Annotated in this window: 17 protein-coding genes; 10 read left to right on the top strand and 7 right to left on the bottom strand. The window is 74.6% G+C overall.

The genetic code is table 11. The features are described from left to right. Positions 1-774: 774 nt before the first annotated feature. Positions 775-1,374, top strand: coding sequence for a hypothetical protein (locus JD78_RS02385; RefSeq protein WP_166520928.1), 600 nt, complete (start codon positions 775-777; stop codon positions 1,372-1,374). Positions 1,375-1,377: 3 nt separating this feature from the next. On the opposite strand, the gene JD78_RS02390 is transcribed toward JD78_RS02385, so the two are convergent. After that, entirely contained in the window at positions 1,378-1,980 is a 603-nt protein-coding gene (locus JD78_RS02390; RefSeq protein ID WP_153362328.1) for an SACE_7040 family transcriptional regulator, read from the bottom strand. Positions 1,981-2,035: 55 nt separating this feature from the next. On the opposite strand from JD78_RS02390, the gene JD78_RS02395 reads away from it, so the two are divergent. Further along, the gene (locus JD78_RS02395; RefSeq protein ID WP_153362329.1) at positions 2,036-3,640 is read left to right on the top strand and encodes a carboxyl transferase domain-containing protein; all 1,605 of its coding nucleotides are present in this window, start codon (positions 2,036-2,038) and stop codon (positions 3,638-3,640) included. Positions 3,641-3,686: 46 nt separating this feature from the next. Here the strand turns inward: JD78_RS02395 and JD78_RS02400 are convergent, their stop codons facing one another. Further along, positions 3,687-4,217, bottom strand: a complete 531-nt coding sequence (locus JD78_RS02400; protein ID WP_153362330.1) for a ferritin — start codon at positions 4,215-4,217, stop codon at positions 3,687-3,689. Positions 4,218-4,315: 98 nt separating this feature from the next. On the opposite strand from JD78_RS02400, the gene JD78_RS02405 reads away from it, so the two are divergent. The 6 genes from JD78_RS02405 to JD78_RS02430 all read left to right on the top strand — a co-directional run bounded on the left by JD78_RS02405 (position 4,316) and on the right by JD78_RS02430 (position 12,762). Beyond that, entirely contained in the window at positions 4,316-4,459 is a 144-nt protein-coding gene (locus JD78_RS02405; protein ID WP_153362331.1) for a hypothetical protein, read from the top strand. Between the two features lie 54 nt (positions 4,460-4,513). Then, the gene (locus JD78_RS02410) at positions 4,514-6,505 is read left to right on the top strand and encodes an ATP-binding protein (RefSeq protein WP_153362332.1); all 1,992 of its coding nucleotides are present in this window, start codon (positions 4,514-4,516) and stop codon (positions 6,503-6,505) included. Positions 6,506-6,507: 2 nt separating this feature from the next. Next, positions 6,508-7,662 (top strand): acyl-CoA dehydrogenase family protein, encoded by a 1,155-nt coding sequence (locus JD78_RS02415; protein ID WP_166520929.1) that lies wholly within the window; start codon positions 6,508-6,510, stop codon positions 7,660-7,662. A gap of 346 nt (positions 7,663-8,008) precedes the next feature. Next, the gene (locus JD78_RS02420; protein WP_166520930.1) at positions 8,009-9,682 is read left to right on the top strand and encodes a prealbumin-like fold domain-containing protein; all 1,674 of its coding nucleotides are present in this window, start codon (positions 8,009-8,011) and stop codon (positions 9,680-9,682) included. Positions 9,683-9,743: 61 nt separating this feature from the next. Beyond that, positions 9,744-10,307, top strand: a complete 564-nt coding sequence (locus JD78_RS02425; RefSeq protein ID WP_166520931.1) for a GNAT family N-acetyltransferase — start codon at positions 9,744-9,746, stop codon at positions 10,305-10,307. Positions 10,308-10,533: 226 nt separating this feature from the next. Further along, positions 10,534-12,762 carry a LamG-like jellyroll fold domain-containing protein gene (locus JD78_RS02430; protein WP_208103956.1) on the top strand — a complete coding sequence of 743 codons (2,229 nt, stop codon included), beginning with the start codon at positions 10,534-10,536 and terminating at the stop codon, positions 12,760-12,762. A gap of 56 nt (positions 12,763-12,818) precedes the next feature. On the opposite strand, the gene JD78_RS02435 is transcribed toward JD78_RS02430, so the two are convergent. Together JD78_RS02435 and JD78_RS02440 are read right to left on the bottom strand one after the other, a co-directional pair. Beyond that, on the bottom strand, positions 12,819-13,832 hold the full coding sequence (locus tag JD78_RS02435; RefSeq protein WP_153360095.1) for an NADPH:quinone reductase: 1,014 nt from the start codon (positions 13,830-13,832) through the stop codon (positions 12,819-12,821). Between the two features lie 47 nt (positions 13,833-13,879). Then, a complete protein-coding gene (locus JD78_RS02440; RefSeq protein ID WP_194290468.1) occupies positions 13,880-14,212 on the bottom strand; it encodes a WhiB family transcriptional regulator in 333 nt (110 codons plus the stop codon). 379 nt (positions 14,213-14,591) lie between these two features. Between JD78_RS02440 and JD78_RS02445 the strand changes: the two genes are divergently transcribed. Then, complete coding sequence (locus JD78_RS02445) at positions 14,592-14,828, top strand: hypothetical protein (RefSeq protein ID WP_166520933.1); 237 nt, start codon at positions 14,592-14,594, stop codon at positions 14,826-14,828. 28 nt (positions 14,829-14,856) lie between these two features. Here the strand turns inward: JD78_RS02445 and JD78_RS02450 are convergent, their stop codons facing one another. After that, entirely contained in the window at positions 14,857-16,536 is a 1,680-nt protein-coding gene (locus JD78_RS02450) for a DUF885 domain-containing protein (RefSeq protein WP_208103957.1), read from the bottom strand. Positions 16,537-16,705: 169 nt separating this feature from the next. Between JD78_RS02450 and JD78_RS02455 the strand changes: the two genes are divergently transcribed. Then, positions 16,706-18,601 (top strand): adenylyl cyclase, encoded by a 1,896-nt coding sequence (locus tag JD78_RS02455; protein ID WP_166520934.1) that lies wholly within the window; start codon positions 16,706-16,708, stop codon positions 18,599-18,601. A 42-nt stretch (positions 18,602-18,643) separates the two neighbouring features. Here the strand turns inward: JD78_RS02455 and JD78_RS02460 are convergent, their stop codons facing one another. Then, positions 18,644-19,612, bottom strand: a complete 969-nt coding sequence (locus tag JD78_RS02460) for a LacI family DNA-binding transcriptional regulator (RefSeq protein ID WP_208103958.1) — start codon at positions 19,610-19,612, stop codon at positions 18,644-18,646. Positions 19,613-19,737: 125 nt separating this feature from the next. Beyond that, entirely contained in the window at positions 19,738-22,347 is a 2,610-nt protein-coding gene (locus JD78_RS02465; RefSeq protein ID WP_153360079.1) for a bifunctional FO biosynthesis protein CofGH, read from the bottom strand. Positions 22,348-22,478 lie beyond the last annotated feature (131 nt).

The raw sequence follows: 22,478 nt of genomic DNA on the forward strand, positions 1-22,478 counted from the left end.
GCTCGGCGTGCCCGGCCGCACCCCCTCGGTCGAGGAGCTCAACGGCGAGGGCTTCCCGTACTCGCCCTACGTGCTGCGCCGTCCCGACCTGCTCACCCCCGCGGCGCTGAACGCCTCGCCCAGCCGGGTCGCCGCCGGGCCGGCGACCGGCAACGGCGTCGCCCGGGTCGCGCCGCCCGGCCCGCTGGTCGACCCCGCCGCGGCCGCGCGGGTGGCCGCGGCCGCCGTGGCCGCCCAGCAGGCGGAGGAGCCTCCGCCGCCGGCCCGCGACGAGCCCGCCGCCGAGGCAGTGGCCGTCGAGCCGGCTGCCGAGCCGGCTCGCGAGGCGGTCGTCGAGGAGCCCGCCGTGGCCCCGCACCCGGCGCCGGAGGCACCGCGGGTGGACCAGACCCAGGAGGCGGTCGTGCACGCGGACCTCCGGCCGGCCACCTCCGGGGACACCGTCTCCCTGCGCAGCGACCCCGAGCCCCGCGAGACCCCGGCGGAGGACGAGCGGGACGACACCGGTGGGCTGGACGGGCTCTTCGGCGGCGGGGCCCCGCCGCCCGCGGGCTCCGGCCCCGCGACCGCGGTCCAGCCGCCGGTCTCCGGACCCTCGACCGGGTCCCGGTCGACGACCGCCTACCCGTTCGGGCCGGGGAGCGTCGGCAGCCCGCCGTCCGGACAGCGGCCGGATGCGGCCGCCCGTGAGCTGCCCCCGGGGCTGCGGCCGCGGCGGAGCCCGCAGGGGGGCGGGGCCCCGCCACCGGCGACGCGCCCCGCAGCCGGCGGGCCGTGCTCGTGGTGGTGGCGCTGGCCCTGGTGCTGCTCGCGGGGGTGCTGGGCGTCGTCGTGCTCACCTCGGGCGGGGAGGACGCGCGGACGGCCGACCCGGCCGGCGCCACCACGGACGCGTCGCCGCCGGTCGACGACGGCCCGCAGCCGGGGGACACCGAGCTCATCGACGGGGTCACGTACACGCTGCAGGTGCGCCAGCGCGACACCAGCTGCGCCGACCACGCCTACGGGTCGGTCGCCTCGTTCTTCGCCCAGAACGAGTGCACCGGGCTGGCGCGGTCGCTGTGGTCGGCGGAGGCCGAGGGTGGCACGGCGGTGGTGTCCGTCGCCGAGGTCACCATGCCAGCGGAGTCGCTGGCGGAGGCGCTGCGCGCGCTGGCCGACACCGACGGCAGCGGCAACGTCAGCGACCTGCTCCGGGAGGGCGTCGGCTACCCGGGTGCCCCGGCGCGGCTGCAGGGTGCCCAGTACGCCAGCAGCCAGCGTGGCGAGGAGGTCACCATCGTCGAGTCGGCGTGGGCCGGCCAGGCCGGGTCCGGCGCGGTGCTGGACGTGCTGGCCAGTTCCGCGCTGGCGTTGCCGGCCAGCGGCGGGTGACCCTCAGGCTGGCGCGGTGGCGGCGGCCAGGGCCATCGCGCCGAGCAGCTCGGCCATCACCGGGCGGGGCAGCTGTCCGGCGCTGTGCGGCGTGGAGTTGACCAGCCCGAACAGCGCGTGGGCCCGCCCCCGGCAGGCCGCGGTACCCGCCTGCGGGTGCACCCGGCCGAGCACGGCCACCCACACCTCGACGTAGCGCCGTTGCAGCTGGCGCACGCGCCGGGCGTCCGGGTCGCTGAGCACGCCGAGGTCCCGGTCGTGCACCGTGATCAGCGCGGGGTTGTCCAGGGCGAACTCCACCTGGAAGGCGATCAGGGCGCGGAGCTGCGCCAGCGGGTCGTCTCCCGCGGCCGCCACCCGGTCACCGCCCCCGGCGAGCAGCCGCTCGCTGATCCGCAGGAGCATCTCGGCGAGCATGGCGTCCTTGCCGGCGAAGTGCCGGTAGATGGCCGGGCCGGTCACGCCGACCGCGGCGCCCACGTCGTCGACGCCGACGGCCCGGGCCCCGCGCTCGGCGAACAGCTGCGCGGCGGCCCGCAGGATCTGCTCCCGGCGGGAGGGGTGCGCGGCGTCAACGGTGAGCGCGGTGTCGGGGTCGGCGGCCACGCCGTGAGGTTAACGGCTGTTCACATCGGCCGGGGTGACGTGGTTCACTCGGCCCGTGGACGCACCGGTGCTCCCCACCGCCCCGCCGGCGGACCCGACGGCGGCCGCGCGCAACGCCGCGGCCCACCGCGCGCTCGTCGCCGAGCTGTCCGGGCACCTGGCCCGGGCTGCCTTCGGCGGTGGTGAGCAGGCCCGCCGCCGGCACCTCGACCGCGGCAAGCTGCTGCCGCGCGAGCGGGTCGACGCGCTGCTCGACCCGGGCAGCCCGTTCCTCGAGCTCTCGCCCCTGGCCGCGCACGGCCTGTACGGCGGTGACGTCCCGGCCGCCGGCATCGTCACCGGGATCGGCCGGGTGGCCGGCCGGGAGGTCGTCGTCGTCGCCAACGACGCGACCGTCAAGGGCGGCACCTACCACCCGATGACGGTGAAGAAGCACCTGCGCGCCCAGGAGGTGGCGCTGCACAACCGGCTGCCCTGCGTCTACCTGGTCGACTCCGGTGGCGCCTTCCTGCCGCTGCAGGACGAGGTGTTCCCCGACCGCGACCACTTCGGCCGGATCTTCTACAACCAGGCCAACCTGTCCAAGGCCGGGATCGCGCAGATCGCCGCCGTCCTGGGCTCCTGCACCGCTGGTGGCGCGTACGTGCCGGCGATGAGCGACGAGGCGGTCATCGTCCGCGGCCAGGGCACGATCTTCCTGGGCGGCCCGCCGCTGGTGAAGGCCGCGACGGGGGAGGAGGTCAGCGCCGAGGACCTGGGCGGCGGCGAGCTGCACTCCCGGGTCAGCGGGGTCACCGACCACCTGGCCGAGGACGACGCGCACGCGCTGCAGATCGTCCGGCAGATCGTCGGCACCCTCGGTCCGCGCAGCCCCCGGCCGTGGGACGTCGACCCGGTCGAGGAGCCGCGGTACCCGGCGGAGTCCCTCTACGACGTCGTCCCGGTGGACGTCCGCACGCCGTACGACGTCCGCGAGGTGATCGCCCGGCTGGTCGACGGCAGCCGGTTCGCCGAGTTCAAGCCGCTGTACGGCCCCACCCTGGTCACCGGGTTCGCCCGGCTGCACGGCCACCCGGTCGGGATCATCGCCAACAACGGGGTGCTGTTCGCCGAGTCGGCGCTCAAGGGCGCGCACTTCATCGAGCTGTGCGACCGCCGTTCCATCCCGCTGCTGTTCCTGCAGAACATCAGCGGCTTCATGGTCGGCCGGGACTACGAGGCCGGCGGCATCGCCAAGCACGGCGCGAAGATGGTCACCGCCGTCGCCTGTGCCCGGGTGCCCAAGCTGACCGTGGTCATCGGCGGCTCGTTCGGCGCCGGCAACTACTCGATGTGCGGCCGGGCGTACTCACCCCGGTTCCTGTTCAGCTGGCCGAACGCCCGCATCTCGGTGATGGGCGGGGAGCAGGCCGCCAGCGTGCTCGCCCAGGTGCGCCGCGACCGGCTGGGGGACGCCTGGACCGCCGCGGACGAGGAGTCGTTCAAGGAGCCGATCCGGGCGCAGTACGAGGAGGAGGGCAACCCGTACCACGCCACGGCCCGCCTCTGGGACGACGGCGTGATCGACCCCGCGCAGACCCGCACCGTGCTCGGGCTCGCGCTCTCCGCGTGCGCGAACGCGCCCCTCGAGGAGGTCGGCTATGGCGTCTTCCGGATGTGACCGCTCACCCGAGGGCGAAAATGGCCATTTTCGCCCTCGGGGTGGGTCAGTCGGCGACGCCGGCGATCGCGGGCGCGGTCGGGTCGGCCGACTCCGGCTTCACCTCGCGCAGCACGTAGTCCTCGATCGACTCCAGGTCGTGCGTGGAGCGCTTCACGATGGCGAGCAGGTCGCCCATCTTGCTGACCTCCTCGACCTGCTCCTTGATGAACCACTGCATGAACTGGTCGCTGGCGAAGTCGTTGTGCTGCCGGGCGACGGCGGTGAGCTGGTTGATCTGCTCGGTGACCCGCTTCTCCTGCTCGAGGGCGAGCGCGACCGGGGCGACGACGTCGGCGAAGTCGGTGATCGGGGCCGGGATGCCGGGGATCTTCACCGGTGCGTCGGCGTCGAGGAGGTAGCGCACCATCATCATCGCGTGGTTGCGCTCCTCGGCCGCCTGGTCGAAGAACAGCTGCGCGGTCTGCGGCATGGTCAGGTCGTCGAAGTAGATGGCGCAGGCCACGTACTGCTGGTGGGCGGCGAACTCGTGGCCGATCTGGGCGTTGAGCAGGTCGATGAAGGGCTCGGCGGCCATCGGGGCTCCCGTTTCTCGCGAGGTGACGTCCTCCGCACGGTAGTCGGCGACACGCCGCACCCGTGGACGGCCCACGAAGGCTTGGCTAACCTCATCGCGTGGGGAAGTCGGCCAAGATGCCCAAGAAGAAGTGCTGCGTCGACAAGCCCCGGTGCGGCCGGTGCCCGTTGCGTGCGCTCGCGGAGGGCACCCTCCCGCCCGGGTACACGGTCAAGAAGCGCCGCCTGGTCAAGGTCGCCTGAGTCCAGCCCCCGCGGCACGGGTCGCGATCTCCGCCCCCGCGGAGGGTGCTGACCGTGTTCGGGACCGTCCTGGTCGCCAACCGCGGCGAGATCGCCGTCCGGGTGATCCGCACGCTGCGGGCGATGGGCATCCGCTCGGTCGCGGTGCACAGCGACGCCGACGCCGGGGCGCTGCACACCCGGCTGGCCGACGTCGCCGTCCCCATCGGCCCGGCCCCCGCGGCGCAGAGCTACCTCTCGGTCGACCGCGTGCTGGACGCCGCCCGGCGCACCGGGGCGGAGGCCGTGCACCCCGGCTACGGGTTCCTCTCCGAGAACGTCGACCTCGCCAGCGCGTGCGCGGACGCCGGGATCGTCTTCATCGGCCCGCCGATCGCCGCGATCGAGGCGATGGGCGACAAGATCCGGGCCAAGCAGACCGTCGCCGCCGCGGGCGTGCCGGTCGTGCCGGGCCGCACCGAGCCCGGCATGGACGACGACGCGGTCGCCCGGGCCGCGGTCGCGGTCGGCTTCCCGGTGCTGCTCAAGCCCAGCGCCGGGGGTGGCGGGAAGGGCATGCGGGTGGTGCGCGGTCCGGAGGAGCTGACCGAGCAGATCGCCGGCGCCCGGCGGGAGGCGCGCGGCTCCTTCGGCGACGACACGCTGCTGGTCGAGCGGTACCTGGCGCGGTCCCGGCACATCGAGGTGCAGGTGTTCGGCGACATCCACGGCACCGTCGTCCACCTGGGCGAGCGCGAGTGCAGCCTGCAGCGGCGGCACCAGAAGGTGGTCGAGGAGGCGCCGTCCCCGCTGCTGTCCCCGGCCCAGCGAGAGGCGATGGGCGCGGCGGCGGTCGAGGCGGCCCGGGCCGTCGGCTACACCGGGGCCGGCACCGTGGAGTTCATCGTCGACGCCGAGCGGCCGGAGGAGTTCTTCTTCCTGGAGATGAACACCCGGCTGCAGGTCGAGCACCCGGTCACCGAGTGCGTCACCGGGCTGGACCTGGTGGAGCTGCAGCTGCGGGTGGCCGCCGGGGAGCCGCTGCCCTTCGGCCAGGACGACGTCGTTCTCGACGGGCACGCCATCGAGGCGCGGCTCTACGCGGAGGACCCGGCGCGCGGGTTCCTGCCGCAGACCGGCACGCTGGTCGGGCTGGTCGAGCCGGCCGGCCCCGGCATCCGGGTGGACAGCGCGCTGGCCGTGGGCACCGTCGTGGGCACCGACTACGACCCGATGCTGGCCAAGGTCATCGCCTGGGCGCCCGACCGGGAGACCGCCCGCGCGCGGCTCGCCGCGGCGCTCGGCCGCACCGCCGTGCTCGGGGTGGCCACGAACGCCGCCTTCCTGCGGGACCTGCTGGCCGACCCCGACGTCGTCGCCGGCCGGCTGGACACCGGGCTGATCGAGCGGCGCGGTGAGCGGCTGACCTCGGCCGGCCCGCCGCCGGACCTGCACGCCGCCGCCGCGCTCGCGCTGCTGCTGGAGGCCGAGCCGGACGGCCCGGTCGCCGACCCGTGGGACGACCCGGGCGGGTGGCGGCTGGGGGAGCCCGCCTGGACCGTCCGCCGGCTGCAGGCACCCGGCGGGGACCCGGTGACGGTGCGGGTGCGCGGCCGGTCCGGTGCCGCGGAGGTCGCCGTCGGCGACGGCGACCCGCGCCCGGCCACCGCCGTCCGGGACGGCGACCAGCTGCACGTCACCCTCGGCGGGGTCACCACCCGGTGGACCGTGGCGCACGCCGACGGCACGGTCTGGCTCGCCGGCGGCGGGCACGTGACCGCGCTGCGGGAGCACGAGCGGTCGACCGGCGCCGCGGCGGCGACCGCCGTCGACGGCGCGGTGACCGCCCCCATGCCCGGCACCGTGACGGTGCTGCGCGCGTCGCTCGGTGACGAGGTGGCCGCGGGGACCCCGCTGCTGGTCGTCGAGGCGATGAAGATGGAGCACGTGCTGACCGCCCCGCTCGCGGGGGTGGTCACCGAGCTCCCGGTGACGGCCGGCCAGTCGGTCCGGCTCGACGAACGGGTGGCCGTGGTGACCCCACCGGCGCCCGCAGAGGGGGAGTGACCGTGCTGGACTACCGGCTGGACGAGGAGACCGAGGCGCTGCGGACGGTGGTCCGCGAGTTCGCCGTCGAGGTGATCGCCCCGCAGATCGGCGGCTTCTACGAGCGCGACGAGTTCCCCACCGACATCGTGCGGCAGATGGGCGAGCTGGGGCTGTTCGGGCTGCCGTTCCCCGAGGAGTACGGCGGCTCGGGTGGGGACTACTTCACCCTGTGCGTCGCTCTGGAGGAGCTGGCCCGGGTCGACTCCTCGGTGGCGATCACCCTGGAGGCCGGGGTGTCGCTGGGGGCGATGCCGATCTTCCGGTTCGGCACCGAGGAGCAGAAGCAGCGGTGGCTGCCCCGGCTGTGCGCCGGCGAGGCGCTGGGCGCCTTCGGCCTCACCGAGGCCGGTGGCGGTTCCGACGCCGGGGCCACCAGGACGACCGCCCGGCTGGACGGCGACCAGTGGGTGGTCAACGGCTCGAAGGCGTTCATCACCAACTCCGGCACCGACCTGACCGACCTGGTCATCGTCACCGCGGTCACCGGCACCAAGCCCGACGGCGGCAAGGAGATCTCCGCGATCATCGTGCCGTCGGGCACGCCGGGGTTCACCGTCGGCAAGCGGTACGCGAAGGTCGGCTGGAACGCCTCGGACACCCGGGAGCTCGCCTTCGACGACGTCCGGGTGCCCGCGGCGAACCTGGTGGGGGAGCGGGGGCGGGGGTACGCGCAGTTCCTGTCCATCCTGGACGAGGGGCGGATCGCGATCTCCGCGCTGGCCGTGGGGCTGGCGCAGGGGTGCGTCGACGAGAGCGTCAAGTACGCCGGGGAGCGGGAGGCGTTCGGGCAGCCGATCGGCCGCAACCAGGCGGTGCAGTTCATGATCGCCGACATGGAGGTGCGGGCCTCGACCGCGCGCCTGGCCTACTACCGGGCGGCGGAGAAGATGCTGCGCGGGGAGCCGTTCAAGCGGGAGGCGTCGATCGCCAAGCTGTACAGCTCGGAGATGGCGATGGAGAACGCCCGGTACGCCGCCCAGGTGCACGGCGGCTACGGCTTCATGACCGAGTTCCCGGTCGGCCGGTTCTACCGGGACGCGAAGATCCTGGAGATCGGCGAGGGGACGTCCGAGGTGCAGCGGATGCTCATCGCCCGCTCCCTCGGCGTCGGCTGAGAGACCCCGAGCGCCCCTGTTGTCGATCATGGGCGTGTTGATCGCTGGCACGCCGTCGGTGCGCGTGTCCGCCGACCACGTGCCCATGATCAACTCGTGGTCTCGGTGGTGAGCGCGTCATCGCCCGGCTCGTGCAGAACTGACGACGGCGACAGGTGTGATTGGTGACCGTCTGGGCTGCAGATGCCCAGGACAGTGGGGCGCCTGGGGCTCTCGGGGCGCGGGGGAACCGGCCCGCGAACGTCCGGCGCGTCGTACCCGTACATGATCATCCGCGGGTCGACCAGCCGGGACGCTCCCGTGCGGCTCACGGCGACGGTCGCCGGGAGAACCGCTGGAGACCGCGATGCAGGCCACCCGACGTCCCGCCCCGACGCCCCTCCGCCGTCGGGTCACCCAGGGGTCCGTGCTGGGGATGGGCCTGCTCGTCGCCACCGGCGCCGCCGCGCCCGTGGCGCTGGCGGAGGACGCGACCACGCCGCAGCCGGCGGGTGCCGCCGGCCGGCTGACCGCGGACGGCACGGTGGGCGCGCCCCTGCAGGCGGCGCCCGCCGCTCCGGTGATCGGGGAGATCGGCGCCGACTTCGGCACCGGCAAGAACGAGGAGGTCTCGACCTTCCGGCTCGCGGTGCGCGCCGACGACGTGCCGCCGAACTACAGCTACGCCGGGGCCACCTTCCGGCTCCGGGACGGCGACGGGCACACCGGCACCTGCACCACCGACGCCCACGGCCTGTGCACCATCACCCACGGCGCGCGGGTGGTGGAGTCGGGCTCGTCGCTCACCCTCCCGGCCGGCACCTACCGGGTGGAGCAGCTCACCTCCTCGGCGGGGCTGGCCAGGACGGGTGGGGACGGTGAGCTCACCATCGCGAAGAAGGCGACCAAGGGCGCCCCGACCGGCGACACCATCGGCAACGCCTCGCTGTTCCGCCGTCAGGTGCTCGCCGCGGTGCACGACCGGCGGTCCGCCCTGCTGCCGGTGCCGGGAGCCGTCTACACGCTGACCGCCCCGGCCTACCCGCAGCAGGGCACCACGCCGGCGCCCCAGCCGGCCCGGGACCGCAGCGATCTCCTGGGGGTGCTCAGCTGGCAGGGCTGGTTCCTGCCCGGCGAGGGGTACACCCTCACGCCGGTCAGCGTGCCGCGCGGCTACCAGGTGCCCGAGGCGACGTCCTTCTCGGTGCGGACGACCACGGTCGGGCAGCGGCTGCTGCCGTGGACCGAGGACCTGCCGCTGGTGCACGGCTCGGGGGCGGAGCCGGTGCCGACGCCGCCGGTCACCTCGGCCCCACCGGTGCCGACCACCGTGCCGTCGTCACCCGAGCCGTCGTCGCCCGAGCCGACCGCCCCCGCGCCGACGACCACGGCTCCCGCGCCCACGACGCAGCCGGAACCGACGCAGCCGGAACCGTCGCCGCCGGTCACCACGGAGCCGTCCGCGCCGGTCACCACGGCGCCGGAGCCGACCGCGACCGCGCCGACGAGCCCCGAGCCGACGAGCCCCGAGCCGACCGCGCCCGAGACGACGGTGCCGGTGACCACCGAGCCGGAGCCGACCGTGCCCGTGACCACCGGCCCGGAGACGGGTGCGCCGGTTCCCCCGGTGGTCACCACCAGCGCGCCGCGGCCCACCGCGGTGTCTCCCACGAGCGTCCCGGGCACGCCACCCCGGCCGGCGGGTCAGGCCGGTGCGCCGGTCGCCCCGACGCCGGTGGGCGCCTCCCGGGCGCAGGGGCGCACCAACGCCGGGGCCGCGACCGCCGCCGGCGGGGCCGTGGTGGTCCCGCCGGCCGCGGATGCGCCGTCCGGACCGGCGCAGGAGACCGCCGCGCCGGTGCCGGCCGGGACCGCAGCGCCCGCACCGGCGCTCGCCGTCGGCGGTGACCAGCCGGAGCTGCAGACGGCGAGCGCCGGGATCTCCGACCTGAGCGTCGCGGGCATCGGACTGGGCTTCCTGGCGGTGGTCGTCGCCGGCCTGGGCTACCTCGCGCGCCGCCGGGCCCGTGCTCGCGGCTGACCCCGCGGGCAGCCCGTGGTGGGCCCGGTCGGTCTCGCTGCCCGGACCCGGACGGCCGGCGGTGCAGACGCTGACCGCGGTGCTCACCGGGGAGTTCCCGGCCGAGAGCGTCGTCGACCTGCCCGACGACCGCCGGCCGGGCGGCTGGCAGGTGGCCGTCCGCTCCGACCCGGGCACCGGACGGCTGCACCGGATCGAGGTGGCGCTGCCGGGCGCACCGCTGCTCTGGTACGTCGAGCTCGCCGAGCCGCAGGCGGACCCCGCGGCGACCACGCTGGTCGCCTTCTCCGACGACCGGTTCGCCGACGGCGAGGTGCTCGATGCCGACCAGGCGCGGCAGGCCGGCGTCAGCGGGGAGCAGCAGGTGGCTGCCGTGCGCTGGTGGACCGGCAGCGGGCTGGTCCACCAGGTCTACGTCGGGCCGGCGTTCCGCCGTCGTGGGGTCGCCGGGAAGCTCGTGCAGGCCGCGGCCGGTGCCCAGGCCGCCCGCGGGCTGCCCCTGGTGCACGGCGACGGCCGGCGCACCGACCTGGGGGAGCAGTGGCGAGCCGGGCTCCCCGGGTACGTGGCCGTCCGGATGGCGCAGCTGACCCACCGGATGGCCGCCATGACGCCGGTGAGCTGACGGTAGGTAACGGAACCGTCCGGTGTAGTGACTACAGCTTCACGATCGCCTGGCGTGCCGTACACGGACCCGACACCCGCTGGCCACAGCTGGTCGACAGCGTTCCTGCGCGGTGGGACCCCCACCGCATCCAGGACAGCCGGAGGTCAGCAACCCCATGCACCTGCTCAGATCACGACCCGCGCAGCGCGCGGACCGACCCGCCGGGAGATCCCGCCTGCGCGCCGTGGCCGGCGCCGGCGTCGTCACCACCGTTGCCGCCCTCGCCACGGCCGGTGGCCTGGCGACCGCCGCCCCGGCCCAGGCGGCGCCCACCGAGCCGGCTTCCCGGTTCACCCTCGCCGTGCTGCCGGACACGCAGTTCTACTCCCGGTACGCGAAGTCCGAGTTCGAGCGGCCCGACCGCTACGGCCCCGGGAACAACCCCTACGCCGCGCAGACGACGTGGCTGGCCGAGCACGCCGACGAGCTGCGGATCCCCTTCGTCGCCCACCTCGGTGACGTCGTCGACCAGGTGAACACCGAGGGAGAGTGGCGGGTCGCCGACGCCGCCATGCAGACCCTGGACGACGCCGACCTGCCCTACTCGATCCTCGCCGGCAACCACGACGTCCGGAACAGCTCCGACAACTGGTTCGACGACCAGTACGACCTGGCCGCGGAGCCCTTCCTCCGCTGGTTCGGCCCCGACCGCGCGGCCGAGCAGTCCACCTTCGGCGGCAGCGATCCGACGGGGATGAACCAGTACCACCTGTTCGAGGCCGAAGGTCAGCAGTTCATGGTGCTGGCGCTGTCGTGGCGGGCGTCGGACGCCACGCTGCGCTGGGCCGACGAGGTCATGGCCCAGCACCCGACCGTGCCGGTCATCCTCACCTCGCACGACATCATCGGCATCCAGAACGACGGCGTCTCCCCGCAGGAGACCGGCTACGGCCTGCGGCTCTGGGAGAAGCTCATCAAGGGCAACGACCAGATCTTCATGACGCTGAACGGCCACTTCCACGGCGCGACCCGGCTGGTCAAGCAGAACGACTTCGGCCACTCGGTGACCCAGGTGCTGATGGACTACCAGATGGCCTACGAGGGCGGGAACGGCTACCTCGGCCTGTTCGAGTTCGACCTCACCAACGACACCATCTCGGCGCAGACCGCGTCCCCGTGGGTGGTCGCCAAGCCGCAGGAGAAGCTCACCTCCTACGACCAGGCGTTCCTCGAGGGGCCGGGTCAGCAGTTCACCGTCGACATCGACTTCGCCCAGCGCTTCGCCGGGTTCAACCCGACGTTCACCGCGGGCTCGGCGGACGAGCCCTCGCTCACCCAGGCGGCCCGGGACATCCTGCTCGACGGCTTCGTCGCCCCGGACCCGGTGACCACCGAGCTGCCCGGCTCGCCGGCGGACTACCCGCACGTCGAGGGCACCCTGGCGCACTGGCGGATGAACGGGCTGCGCGGCGTGGTCGCCCAGGGCGGGGTCATCCGGGACGTCGAGGGCAACAACCGCAACAACCTGATGCGCGTGCCGATCAGCCAGTCCGGCTCGCCGACCGCCCAGCTGCGGGACGTCAACTTCTCGCAGGACGCGCACCCGTACTCCTCCGACGGCGCGGCGGTCTGCTTCACCAACGCCAGCAAGGCGACCGACCGGTACAGCTACCTGACCACCCGGGCGGACGCCCCGGTGAACACCGCGGCCCTGGCCGACGGCTACACCATCGAGACGTTCCTCAAGATCGACCCCAGCTGGAGCCAGTCGGACAACGCCTGGATGAAGGCGATCGTGCGCTCGGGCAACCGCTCGCAGATCGGCGTCCCGCAGACCCGGTGGGACTGGACGGCCTCGCCGGTGGCGCTCGGCCTGTCCAACCTGAAGGAGTTCCAGTGGACCGAGGTCGGCATCGACACCGCCAAGGGTGACCGCACCGCCTGGTCCGGGGAGATCATGGTCGACACGTGGGCGCACGTCGCCGTGGTGAACGACCCGGCCACCCGCACCACCACCATGTACGTCGACGGCGCCCCGGTGCTGCGCAACGCCTCGAACACGGTGGGCCACGGCCTCGACGGCGCGATGCCCTGGCTGTTCGGCACCGACTGGGTCGACGACCAGGCCACCAACGGCTGGAACGGCTGCATCGGTGAGACCCGCGTGGTCGACCACCCGATCGGCCCGGACGAGTGGCTGACCGCCCGCGCCGACATCGAGGGCCTGACGGTCACCTCGCCGGCTGTCGACGCGACGACGAAGCCCGCGGTCACCGCGACGGGCACCGGGACCCCCGGCGCCACCGTCACGGTGCGGGCGGGCATCACCCGCACGGTCACCGTCCTCCCCGACGGCACCTGGCGGGCGGCGATGGGGACGCTCCAGCCCGGCGCCTACGAGCTGGTCGCGCAGCAGTCGCTGGGTGGCCGCTCGGCCGACCCGGTGAGCGTGTCCTTCACCGTCAAGCGCTGACCTGATCGACGGTGCGGCCCCGGCTCCCTCGAGCCGGGGCCGCACCCGTTCGCGCGTCAGGCGGTGACGTCGATGAGCACCTTGCCGACGGCGCCGTCCTGCACCGCCTGGTGTGCGGCCGCGGTCTCGGCCAGCGGGTACACGTGCAGGGGCAAGCCGGCGTCGTCCCCGACCCGGACGGCCCCGTCGAGCACCGCGGCGTTGACGTCCTCCACGGCGACGTCCTTCGCGCGGGTGGGCTCGGTGTAGACGAGCACGAACTGCCAGCGGGCGTTGGGGACCATCTGGGCGCGCACCGGGATCGTCACCTCGGCGCCGCCGTCGTCGGCGTACACGGCGACCGACCCGTGCGCGCCGATCACCTGGGCGTCGACGGCCGCGTTCTGCGCGGCGGAGACCTCGACGATCGCGTCGACGCCGGCGGGGGCGATCTTGCGCACCTCGGCGACGACGTCCTGGGTCGTGTAGTCCACGACGTGCGACGCTCCCGCGGCGGCGGCCAGCTGCGCCTTGCGCGGGGAGCTGACCGTGGCGATCACGGTGGCCTCGGCCCAGCGGGCGAGCTGGATGGCGGCGTTGCCGACGGCGCCGGCGCCGCCCTGCACCAGCACGGTGCGGCCGTTCAGCGAGCCGGGGGCCAGCCGGTCGGGGAGCGACTCCGCGACGGTGAGGCAGCGGTGCGCGGTGAGGAACGGGATGCCGAGGGCGGCACCCAGTTCGAAGGAGGGGTCGGCGCCCAGGAGCACGGTCTGCCGGGCCGGGACGACGGTGTACTCCGCCGCCGTACCGTGCGGCCGCTGCCAGGCGGCCTCCCAGACCCACACGCGCTCACCGGTGAGCACCGGGTCGACGCCCTGGCCGACGGCCTCGATGGTGCCGGCGCCGTCCTGGTTCGGGACCTGGCCGCCGCGACCGGGCTGCGCGCTGCTGCGGGACTTCCAGTCGGTGGGGTTCACGCCGGAGAAGGCCAGGCGGACCAGCACCTCGCCAGGACCGGGCTCGGGGGTGGGGCGGTCGACGAGGGAGAGGACGTCGGGGCCGCCGGGCTGGGTGTAGGTGATCGCTCGCACGGCCCGGGCCCTACCCCGGGCCGACGTCGGTCACCCTCGCGCGTGCGTCAGGAAGCGCGGCGACGCAGCCGGCGACGCTCTCGCTCGGACAGGCCGCCCCAGATGCCGAAGCGCTCGTCGTTGGAGAGCGCGTACTCCAGGCACTCGGCGCGGACCTCGCAGCCGGTGCAGATCTTCTTCGCCTCGCGGGTGGAGCCGCCCTTCTCCGGGAAGAAGGCCTCCGGGTCGGTCTCGGCGCAGAGGGCGTTCTCCTGCCAGCCCTGCTCCTCGCCGTCGAAGCCGGGGAACCCGACCTGGTGGACGGTGGCCAGGCCCAGCACGTCCTGCCCGGCCCAGTCGACCGGCGCCGCCGCCGCTGCTGCACTCCGGTACTCGCTCATCCACGACACCTCGGCCATCACGATCGTCCCCCTGCGTCTCGTTTCCGGCCGCCGTACTCGCGGTCGCCGGTTTGTCACCACCTGTGACAACGACACGAATTACACGGCTGTCCTTCACAACTGGTCAAATGTCGTCCGTGTGACGCCGGGTCACAGTCGCCCCACAGGTCACGGGCGTCGCAGTCGTGTTCACCGCACCGCCCGACACGCCGGGGTCCACGGCAGGTCTTGCCCACGGTGGTGGGGAGCTTCGTCCAGATCGGCGATCGTCGGGGTGGACGATCCGGGTGCGCATCGTCCAGGCGCAGGCCGCCGTTGATCTTCCTCGGCAGTGCACACGGTGAACCGCACCGGCCGGCGGCGCCGGTAGGTTCGCCCGGTGACGTGGCGGTGGCGGTCCGAACCCCGGCGGAGCAGCTGGGTGGTGGCCGTCGCCTTCGCCCCGGTCTGGCTTGCCCTGGGTGTCGGCAACCTCGGGAACGACGAGCCGGTGTTCGGCTGGATCCAGGTGGCGCTGGGCGTCGCCTGGGCCGTCCTGGGAGTCCACGAGTGGCGCCGATGGCGGGCGGTCGCGCGCTCGTCGAGTGGCAGCCGAGGGGGAGGGGAACTGGGCTGATCCCCGCTGAGCTGTCACTCGGCGGCGGTCACATCCGGGCGAGCTCCGCGGCCAGCGGGCCCAGCCCGAGCGGGCCGAGGTCGAGTGCGGCCCGGTGCCACGCCTTGAGGTCGAAGTCGGCGCCGGCCCGCGCCTGGGCCTGCTCGCGGCAGGTCAGCCACACCCGCTCGCCGACCTTGTACGACGGCGCCTGCCCCGGCCAGCCCAGGTACCGGTGCAGCTCGTCGATCCGCATCGCGTCCGCGAAGGCGACGTGGGTGCGCAGGAACGCCAGCGCGACGTCGTAGGTCCAGCGGTCGCCGGCGGCGCGGCCGGGCGGGATCGGCAGGTCCAGGTGGACGCCGATGTCGAGCACCACCCGGGCGGCCCGCAGCTCCTGGGCGTCGAGCATGCCCAGCCGGTCGCCGGGGTCGTCGAGGAAGCCGAGCTCGCCCATCAGCCGCTCGGCGTAGAGCGCCCAGCCCTCGCCGTGCCCGGAGCACCAGGCCATCAGCCGCTGCCAGCGGTTGAGCAGGGCGGCGTTGTGCACGTTCTGCGCGATCTGCAGGTGGTGGCCGGGCACGCCCTCGTGGAAGACGGTCGTCGTCTCCCGCCAGGTGGTCATGTCGGTGACGCCCTCGGGCAGCGACCACCACATCCGGCCCGGCCGGGAGAAGTCCTCGGTGGGGCCGGTGTAGTAGACGCCCTCGCCGGAGGTGGGCGTGAGCCGTCCCTCGATGCGCTTGACCGGGTCGGGGATGTCGAAGTGCACGCCGTCGAGGGCGGCGATCGCCCGGTCGGCGGTCTCCTGCAGCCAGGCCTGCAGCGCGTCCCGGCCGTGCACCTGCCGGGCGGGGTCGGCGTCGAGCGCCGCCATCGCCCCGGGGATGCCCTGCCCGGGTGCGATCAGCTCGGCCACCGCGGCCTTCTCCGCGACGACCCGGGCCAGCTCGTCCCAGCCCCACGCGTAGGTCTCCTCCAGGTCGAGGTCCATGCCGGTGAACAGCCGGGACTCCAGCGCGTACCGCTCCCGGCCCACGGCGTCGGCCTCCGGCGCGTGGGGGAGCAGGTCGCGCTCGATGGCGTCGGCGAAGGAGACCAGGGCGTCGTTCACGCCCTGCGTCGCCCGGTCCAGGTCGGCGCGCAGCGCGCCGTCGACCGGTGCCCGGCCGGCGAACTCGGTGAAGAACCCGGGCTGCCCGGCCGCCCCCGCCCAGCGGCGGGCGATGCCGGCGGTCAGCCGCACCTGACGGACGGCGGACACCCGCCCCCGGCCCGCCGCGGCGCTGAGGCCGGCGGTGTAGCCGGCCAGGGCATCGGGGAGCGCGGTGAGCCGGCGGGTGATCGTCGCCCAGTCCTCGGTGGTCTCGGTGGGCATCAGGTCGAAGGTCGAGCGGAAGTCCTGCAGCGGGCTGTCGATGGTGTTCAGCGCGGCGAGGCTCCAGCCCGCCTCGTGCAGGGCGAGCTCGGCGCCGATCCGCTCGACCATGGCGCCGCGTGCGACGTCGTCCCGGCGGTCGACCGGCTCGGCGCGCTCGACGTCGGCGAGGGTGCGGCGCAGCAGCTCCGCGGTGGCCGCCCGGCCGTCCGGGGTGAGGTCGGGCCAGCGGTCGTCGTGACCGGCGACGCCCAGGTAGGTGGCCTGGGCCGGCTGGTCGGCGGCGTAGGCGTCGACGAACCGGTCGGCGAGCTGGTCGAGGTCGGACGGCGGTCGCTGCGGCTGCGTCACACCCGCCACGCTAACCCCGCCCCTGTCCGGGCGGACGTGCCGGCGGAGGTCCGCCCGGGTGTCCGCGAGCGCCGCGCCGGACCACGGTTGACAGCCCGCGCCCGGGCCGGGACGCTGCGTGTCGCACGTCACATGACACGTGTCACCTCTTCGATGACGAGGACTCCGCATGGTCTCTCCCAGTGCACCTGCACGGCCGCCGGCCCGCCGTGGCCGCCGGCTCCGCCGACTCGGTGTCGGCCTCGCCGCGGCCCTGGCGCTCTCCGCCGTCCCGGCCACCGCGCACGCCGCGCCGCCCGGCCGGCCCGCCCCGGCACAGCAGCTCGGCCCGAACGTCACCGTCTTCGACCCGAGCATGCCGGTCCGCCAGATCCAGGCCACCCTGGACGCCACCTACGCCCAGCAGGTCGACAACGAGATGGGCACCGAGCGCTACGCCTACCTCTTCCTGCCCGGCACCTACGGCACCGCCGACCAGCCGCTGCAGATCAAGGTGGGCTACTACACCGAGATCACCGGGCTGGGTGAGTCGCCGCGCGACGTCGTGATCAACGGCAAGGTCGAGACGTACAACCGGTGCCTCGCCCCGGACAACTGCATCGCGCTGAACAACTTCTGGCGCACCGTCTCGAACCTGACCATCCAGGTGAACGGCACCGGCCAGGACGGCTGCCGGGCGCCGACGAACTTCTGGGCCGTCTCGCAGGCCGTCTCCATGCGCCGGGTGCACGTCACCGGCGGCGGCCTGTCATTGATGGACTACTGCACCGCGGGCCCCCAGTACGCCAGCGGTGGCTTCATCGCCGACTCCGAGCTGCCGGCGGTGACCAACGGCTCCCAGCAGCAGTGGTACACCCGCAACAGCTCGGTGGCCTCGTGGTCCAACGGCGTGTGGAACCAGGTCTTCTCCGGGGTGACCGGCGCGCCCAGCGACGCCGCGTTCCCCACCGAGCCGTACACCACCCTGGCGACGACCCCTGTCAGCCGGGAGAAGCCGTACCTGTTCGTCGACGGGCAGGGTCGCTACCAGGTGCGCGTCCCGGCGGCGCAGCGCGAGTCCGCCGGCACCTCCTGGTCGTCGGGCACCACCGCCGGCCGCACCCTGCCGCTGTCGGACTTCTTCGTCGCCTCGCCCGCCACGTCGGTGCTGGAGATGAACCTGCAGCTGGCACGGGGCAAGCACCTGCTGCTCACCCCCGGGGTCTACGACGCGAACTGGAGCATCGCGGTGCTCCGGCCCGGCACCGTGGTCCTGGGCATCGGCCACGCCACCCTCACCGCCGGCCGGGGCGCCACCCCGCTGTTCATCGCCGACGTGCCCGGCGTCGTCGTCGCCGGGGTCACGATCGACGCCGGCGAGAAGCGCTCGAAGACCCTGCTGCGGGTCGGGCTGCCCCACTTCCCGGACCTGCTGACCCGCCCGTCGGACCCGATCACGCTCTCCGACGTCTACTTCCGGGTCGGCGGCCCGCACGTGGGCAGGACCGACACGGCGCTGGAGGTGAACAGCGACCACGTGCTCATCGACCACACCTGGGTGTGGCGGGCCGACCACGGGGTGGAGGACTTCACCGCGGGCGTGAACGGCGACACCGACCGGTGGCGCACCAACGTCGGCCGCAACGGCGTGGTCGTCAACGGTGACGACGTCACCGCGACCGGCCTGTTCGTCGAGCACTTCCAGCAGCACAACACCATCTGGAACGGCGAGCGCGGCCGGGTCGTGCTGTACCAGAACGAGATCCCGTACGACCCGCCGTCGCAGGCCGACTGGCAGGAGCCGGACGGCACGCTCGGCTGGGCCGGCTACAAGGTCGGCGACCGGGTGCGGGAGCACCGGCTGGACGGCGGCGGTGTCTACGGCTACCAGCGCAACGCCGAGCCCGGCATCACCACCGCGATGGGGTTCGAGGTGCCGCGCACCCCGGGCGTGCAGCTGCACCACGTGATGACCGTCCACCTGGACGGGATCGGGGTGATCGAGCACGTGGTCAACGACACCGGCGGCCGGTCGGACTCGAGCACCCAGGGCACGCCGCAGTACGTCGCGGACTACCCGGGCTGACCCGTGGCCGGCGGGCCGGGGCCGCGCGCTCCGGCCCGCCGGTCAGGTCGACCGGCGGACCACCACCCGCAGGACGTCGCCCGGTTCGGGGTCCGGGCGGGGGAGGTCGTCGAGTGCTGCCACCACGGCGGTCGCGATCGACCGGGCCTGCACCCTCGCGTCCTGGGCCACGGTGGTGAGCGGCGGGTCGCTCAGCCGCCCGGCGTGGACGTCGTCGACGCCGATCACGGCCAGGTCGTCCGGCACGGCCAGCCCACGGGCGCGGGCCCCGGCGAGGACGGCGAGCGCCACCTCGTCGTTGTAGGCCGCGACGGCGGTGACCCCGGCGGTGTGCCAGGTGCGGACAGCGTCGGTGGCGGACCGGACGTCGAGGTCGACCTCCTGCACCACGGGCGGGGCCATCCCTCGCCAGGCGCACTCGGCGCGCACCCCGGCCAGCCGGCGCTCGGCGAAGTCCGCCAGCCGGGGCTCGGCGGGTCCGGCCCAGCCCAGCCGCACGTGGCCGGCGTCGGCCAGGTGCTCCGCCTGCAGCTGCCCGACCCGGGTCTGCGGCACCGCGAACACCGCCCGCGGGTCGTCGTCGAGAGAGGTGCTGAGCACCGGGATGCCGGCCCGGCGCATGGCGTCGGCGTCCTGCGCGCCGAACTCGGTGAAGCCGACGACGGCGCGCGGGGTGACCGCCCGCCAGAGCTCGGCCAGCGGGCGGGCTCCCCGGCCGTGGTGCACCAGCACCGACAGCTGCCGCTCGGCCAGCTCCCGGGTGAGCTCGTCGAGCACGGTGTCCAGCACCGGCCCCACCGGCCAGTTCGGCAGCACGCAGAGCACCAGGTCGCTGCGGCCGCTGCGCAGGGCGCGGGCGGCGGCCGAGGGGGAGTAGCCCAGCCGGTCGGCCGCGTCCCGCACCCGCTGGCGGGTGTCCGCGGAGATGGTCACGCCCGCGGTGTCGTTGAGGACGTAGCTCACCGTCGTGCGCGAGACGCCGCTCTCCCGGGCGACGTCCGCGCTGGTCACCCGGGCCACGGTCCTCCTCCCGCCGGCGTCCTCGGCCGTGCCCGGACATGGTGCACCACCGGGTGCGGCCGTGGGACGTGCACGACGGGGACGCCGTCACTCGCCCGCCCAGGAGCCCGCAGGCGTCAGACCAGCTTGAGGGTGAGCGCCGCGCGGCCGGACTCGGAGCGGGCGGTGGCCATCCGCTCGGCCGACGGTGTGCCGTACTCGGTGGTGCGCTGCCGCGCGGGCCGGCCGATCGCCGCGGCCATCGCCTCCAGTTCGGCGATCGTCTTCAACGACCCGTTGCCGGAGCCGGCCATCCGGCTGATCGTCTCCTCCATCAGCGTGCCGCCCAGGTCGTTGGCGCCGCCGTCCAGCATCGCCTGGGTGCCGACGTCGCCGAGCTTCACCCACGAGGTCTGGATGTTGTCGATCCGCCCGTGCAGCAGCAGCCGGGCGACGGCGTGCACCGCCCGGTTCTCCCGGTTGGTCGGCCCCGGGCGGGCGACGCCGGCCAGGTAGATCGGCGCGTTGTGGTGCACGAACGGCAGGAGCACGAACTCGCGGAAGCCGCCGGTCTGGTCCTGCAGCGCGGCCAGGGTGCGCAGGTGGGCGACCCAGTGGGCGGGGGTGTCGACGTGGCCGTACATCATCGTCGACGTCGTCGGCAGGCCCACCTCGTGCGCCGTCCGGACGATCTCCAGCCAGGCGGCCGCGGGCAGCTTGCCCTTGGTCAGCACCCAGCGGACGTCGTCGTCGAGGATCTCCGCCGCCGTGCCGGGCAGCGAGTCGACGCCGGCCTCCTTCGCCGCGGTCAGGAAGTCGCGGTACGAGAGCCCGGTGCGGGCCGCGCCGTTCACCACCTCCATCGGGGAGAACGCGTGCAGGTGGATGTCGGGACGGCGCGACTTCACCTCCCGCGCCAGCTCGAAGTAGGCGGTGCCGGGCAGGTCGGGGTGGATGCCCCCCTGCATGCAGATCTCGGTCGCGCCGCCGGCCCACGCCTCGTCGACCCGGTCACCGACCTGCTGCATCGAGAGGGTGAAGGCGTCGGCGTCGGTGCGCCGCTGGGCGAAGGCGCAGAACCGGCAGCCGGTGTAGCAGACGTTGGTGAAGTTGACGTTCCGGTTCACCACGTAGGTGACGTCGTCGCCGTTGACGTCCCGGCGGACCGCATCGGCCAACGCGGCGAGCCCCTCGAGGTCGGGGCCGTCGGCGCCCAGCAGCGCCAGGTACTCGGCGTCGGAGAGCCCGGCGGGGTCGGCCTCGGCGTGCCGCAGGGCCGCGTGCACCTCCGGGTCGCCGGCCGCCAGCGCCGTCGAGTGCCCGTCGCGGGCGCTCTCGGTGCGGGAGCGCAGCTCGGCCCAGTCGCCGTAGACGGCGTCGAAGTCGCTGCGCCGGTCGCCGGTGCGCCCGACGGTGTCGATCTCGGTGTGCAGGTCGACCCGGCCCGTCCCGGCTGCCGCCGTCCAGGCCTCGTCCGGCTCCTGCCACGGCAGGCCCACCGGGAGCCGGCCCTTGACCGCCAGCCCGTCGGGGCCGGAGAGGGCGGAGACGTGCGGGCGCACCCGCGGGTCCAGCCACGGCTCGGGGGAGGTGACGTAGCCGGGCTGGGCGGCCAGCCGCTCGTGCAGCGTGAACCCGGCGTCGGCGGTCAGCTCGGCGAGCTTGTCGATGTTCGGCCAGGGCCGTTCGGGGTTGACGTGGTCCGGCGTCAGCGGGCTGACCCCGCCCCAGTCGTCGACGCCGGCGCGCAGCAGCAGCCCGAGCTCGGTGGAGTCGCTGAGGTTCGGCGGGGCCTGCACCCGGGCCGCGGGCCCCAGCAGCAGCCGGGTGACGGCGACGGCGGCGACGTACTCCTGCAGGCCGAGGTCGTCGTGCGCGGCCATCGCGGTGCGCGGCTTGGCCCGGAAGTTCTGCACGATCACCTCCTGCACGTGCCCGTGCCGGCGGGCCGACGCCCGGATCGCGGCGATCGCCTCGACCCGCTCGGCGTAGTCCTCGCCGATGCCCAGCAGCACCCCGGTGGTGAACGGGACGGCGGAGCGGCCGGCGTCCTCCAGCACCCTCAACCGGACGGCGGGCTCCTTGTCGGGGGAGCCGAAGTGCGGGCCGCCCTTCTCCGACCACAGCCGGGTCGCCGTGGTCTCCAGCATCATCCCCATCGACGCCGAGACGGGCTTGAGCCGCTGGATCTCCTCCCAGCTGAGCACGCCGGGGTTGAGGTGCGGGAGCAGCCCGGTCTCCTCCAGCACCCGGACCGCCATCGCCCGCAGGTACCCCAGCGTGGAGTCGAAGCCGTGCGCCTCGAGCCACTCGGCGGCCACGGGCCAGCGGTCCTCCGGGCGGTCGCCCAGGGTGAACAGGGCCTCCTTGCAGCCCAGCGCGGCGCCCTGGCGGGCGATGTCGAGCACCTCGTCGGGGGAGAGGAACGGCGCCTTGCCCTCGGCGCGCAGCTGACCGGGGGTGGTCACGAAGGTGCAGTAGTGGCAGCGGTCGCGGCACAGGTGGGTGAGCGGGATGAACACCTTGCGGCTGTAGGTGACCGCCCCCGGCCGGCCGGCGGAGGCCAGCCCGGCGTCGCGCACCCGGCCGGCCGCGGTCAGCAACCGGTCCAGCGGCTCGCCGTCGGCCAGCCCGCGGGCGTGCAGCAGGGTCTCGGCCTCGGTGGCGTCCAGGGTCACGCCGCGTTCGGCGCGGGTCAGCGCGCGGCGGACGGCGGACTCGGACGGCGCGGGCAGGGCGGTGCTCATCAGCGACGACGCTAACCCCGCCGGGTGACCGGCGCGTGTCCGCGCCCCGCGCGGCTCGACCCGCGCGGCCGGACGTGGAGCCGCGTCACGGCACGGCTCCACGTCAGCTCGCCCGGGTCGACCCGGGCGGG

This window comes from Modestobacter roseus (assembly GCF_007994135.1).
Taxonomy (GTDB): domain Bacteria; phylum Actinomycetota; class Actinomycetes; order Mycobacteriales; family Geodermatophilaceae; genus Modestobacter; species Modestobacter roseus.

Excerpts from the sequence above, each read along its gene's own strand:
- JD78_RS02400 (WP_153362330.1), bottom strand. The coding sequence starts at position 4,217 with ATGGCCGCCGAGCCCTTCATCGACCTGCTCAACGCCCAGATCGGCCAC.
- JD78_RS02420 (WP_166520930.1), top strand. The coding sequence starts at position 8,009 with ATGCAGGCCACCCGACGTCCCGCCCCGACGCCCCTCCGCCGTCGGGTC.
- JD78_RS02440 (WP_194290468.1), bottom strand. The coding sequence starts at position 14,212 with ATGAGCGAGTACCGGAGTGCAGCAGCGGCGGCGGCGCCGGTCGACTGG.
- JD78_RS02455 (WP_166520934.1), top strand. The coding sequence starts at position 16,706 with ATGGTCTCTCCCAGTGCACCTGCACGGCCGCCGGCCCGCCGTGGCCGC.
- JD78_RS02465 (WP_153360079.1), bottom strand. The coding sequence starts at position 22,347 with ATGAGCACCGCCCTGCCCGCGCCGTCCGAGTCCGCCGTCCGCCGCGCG.